This is a genomic window from Mesorhizobium sp. IMUNJ 23033 (assembly GCF_044778005.1).
GTDB lineage: Bacteria > Pseudomonadota > Alphaproteobacteria > Rhizobiales > Rhizobiaceae > Mesorhizobium > Mesorhizobium amorphae_A.
Genome location: NZ_JBJACT010000077.1, coordinates 1 through 2,492, shown reverse-complemented (window position 1 = coordinate 2,492; position 2,492 = coordinate 1). Strand labels below are relative to the sequence as shown.

Annotated in this window: 2 protein-coding genes; both read right to left on the bottom strand. The window is 61.5% G+C overall.

Features of this window, described 5'->3' with window-relative positions; translation table 11 throughout:
- Positions 1-1,535, bottom strand: a 1,535-nt coding sequence (locus ACFX5Q_RS34670) for a cache domain-containing protein (RefSeq protein WP_404285043.1), incomplete at its 3' end; no start/stop codon positions are given.
- A partial coding sequence (locus ACFX5Q_RS34665; RefSeq protein ID WP_404285042.1) for an ABC transporter substrate-binding protein occupies positions 1,519-2,492 on the bottom strand: 974 nt, incomplete at its 5' end. The genes ACFX5Q_RS34670 and ACFX5Q_RS34665, both read right to left, overlap by 17 nt.

The window sequence follows — 2,492 nt, the reverse complement described above, 5'->3', positions numbered from 1 at the left end:
GCCCATCCCATCGCGAGCCCTATGCCGAAACCGACTGCATGGCCCCGCAGACGCCACGCGGCGATCAGGCGCTGAACGGCGTCCTGCATGTCGATTGCCATCTCGACTGCGCGAAGCGCCGGCTCCGCGCACGGCACAGGGGCGTTGACAAGCACCATCAACCCGTCCGCCGAGAAGTTGGTCAGCGTCGCCTCGTAGCGTGTGATGATCGCGCCGAGAGCCTCGTAGTAGTCGCGCAACACCTGCATGACGTCATCGGGTTCGGCGTGGGCCGAGAACGCGGTAAAGCCGCGTAAATCGCAGAAAACAGCGACCACTTCCGCCCGCTGGCCTGCGAGCACGCTCTCGTCACCCGACTTTTCCACAAGTTCCGCGACCTGCGGTGCGAGAAAGCGTTTCAGCCGCGCAATCCGCTCCGAACGATCCCGCGATATGGCGAGTTCCTGCGCCATCTGATTGAACCTGACCGCCAGCCGTTCAAGTTCATCTCCGGTGGCGATGTCGATCCGGTGATCGAACTGTCCGGCCCCGATTTTTTCGGTGCCCTCCTCCAGCAGGCGGATCGGGCCGGTCATGCGCCTGGCAAGCCAGTAGGCGAGCGCCGCCGCTAAGGCGATTGCCGCAAGCAACAGGCCGCCAGTTCGCCACAAAGAAGCATAGAGCGGTGCAAACGCCTCTGCCTGCGGCTGCTCGACGAACACAGTCCAGCCAACACTGGGGATCGGTGCCATCGCAGTCACGACGCGTTCATCCTCGGCGTTGCGGGCCGTCGTCGCCTCGCCACCTGCCGTGGCGATCTCGTCCCGCAATCTGAGCAGGGCCGCCGCCGTGTTCTCGTCGGTGCCCCGCAACACCTTGCTGATGTCTGGGTGAGCGATGATCCGGCCGGTCTGGTCGAGAACAAATGCGTGGCCGCTGCGCCCCACACGAATTTCCGAAATGACTACCCAAATGAGCTTCAGGTTGATCTCGACGACGACGACGACGGAACTCAGTCCCCACAGTGCCATGGTCATGAACGGTTCGGAGCCATCGCGATAGGTGACCGGGCCATACCATATGCCCGTCGACAGGGCTCCCACTACGGCAGGATCACCTGAGCGATCCAATCCTCCTTCAACCCTGTTCAGGCCAATGCGGGAGACGTGCAGCCGCTCCACGCCGGTACGGTCGATAAGACTTACGCTGACGATTGCAGGGGCGCGGCGCATCGCCAGCAGGGCCTCGAGCCGGTGCTGTCCCCGGTTGTCGGCGGTCAAGGTCCTTTGGACCATCCAGCGGAGCTGATCCCTGATGCCGTCGAGAAAGCTCTGCATCCTGCCGGCTGCCGATCTGGTCTCGACCCGCAAGAGAGCACTGAGCATGGCACGCTGGTCGCGATAGCCGAACCAGGCGTCGCTGATGCCGCTGGCAGCTATCGGGACAATGACGGCGGCGAACAACGCGATGAAGTATTTCCGAAACAGTGATCGGCGCACGGGAGCGGCTTCGCGATGGATCGAATCCCGCACATCATCCTCATTCGATGACTTCATCAGCCATGATCAGTACGGTCTGCGGCAGATCGATGCCGAGGGCATTGGCCGTTTTCAAATTGATTGACAACTCGAACTTCGTCGGCTGCTCGAGCGGAAGATCGCCGGGATTCGTTCCCTTGAGAATCCGGTCGACATAGAAAGCCAGCCGATGCAGCATCTCCGCGTAATCCGCGGAATAGGCAAGCAGACAGCCGTTTTGCGGATACCACGGAGCCCATGCCATCGTCGGCAACCGCTGTTCGAGCGCCAGAACGGCAATATGTGCCGCCTCTCCGGCGAGCATGACGTCGGGCAGGACGAAGATTGCCTGCACGCCCTCTTTCTTCATTTCTGGGATTGCGACATCGAGGTCCGCCGGCTGCCTGATGTGATGAAGCTTCACGCCAATGCCGAGCTTTTCGGCCGCGCGCATTGCATCAGCCTCGAATGGCAAATAGGAAACGTCCGGGTTGGCCAGAACCCCGATCGTGGCGATACCCGGAATTGCTTCTTTCAGCAGTTCCAGACGCTTGGCAGTAAGTTCGGTCGCATAGTAGCTCACCCCGGTAAAATTGCCGCCTGGCCTGGCGAGGCTGGCGACGAGGCCAGCGGATATCGGATCCCCGCTGACGATCGATACGATCGGGACCGAATCCGTCACCTGGTGGGCTGCACGTCCCGCCGGTTGAGAGCTTGTCACGATCACGTCCACAGGAAGCTGCACCAGCTTGCGCGCCGCTTCGGCAAGTCTGTCGTAATTCTTGCCGGCCGCCTGGCACTCGAGTGCAAAGGTCTCGCCCTTCCTATAGCCCAGTTCCTCGAGCCCCTTCAGAAACGGTCCGAATTCGTCCTGAACAGTACCCGGGCTGCAGTCCCAATAGGTGAGAAGGCCTACATGCGGAACAGTTGCGGCCAGCCCTTGGCTGGCCGCAAACGGTCCAACGAACAGTGCCAGCAGGTAGGCAAGAGCGAAAT